The sequence below is a fragment of the Bacillus cereus group sp. BfR-BA-01408 genome (assembly GCF_022663305.1).
Taxonomy (GTDB): domain Bacteria; phylum Bacillota; class Bacilli; order Bacillales; family Bacillaceae_G; genus Bacillus_A; species Bacillus_A pacificus.
This window is the reverse complement of record NZ_JAKUFF010000238.1, coordinates 1-294: the sequence shown is the minus strand read 5'-3', so window position 1 is coordinate 294 and position 294 is coordinate 1. Positions and strand designations below refer to the sequence as shown.

The window sequence follows — 294 nt, the reverse complement described above, 5'->3', positions numbered from 1 at the left end:
GAAACAATCATTGTGGAAATACCAGAAGAATTTGAAGAGGTAGACGTAATTACAGAAACAGAAGAATCAGAAGAAGTGGAAGTAATTGCGGAAGCAGAAGAATCAGAAGAAATGGAAGTAATTGCAGAAACAGAAGAGTCAGAAGAAGTGGAAGTAATTGCAGAAACAGAAGAGTCAGAAGAAGTGGAAGTAATTGCGGAAGCAGAAGATTCAGAAGAAGTGGAAGTAATTGCGGAAGCAGAAGAGTCAGAAGAAGTGGAAGTAATTGCAGAAACAGAAGAGTCAGAAGAAGTG

Annotated in this window: 1 protein-coding gene; it reads left to right on the top strand. The window is 38.8% G+C overall.

Annotated elements, in window-relative coordinates; all coding sequences use genetic code 11:
- Window positions 1-294: hypothetical protein (locus MR083_RS28360; protein ID WP_242270122.1), on the top strand; the 294-nt coding region annotated here is incomplete at both ends.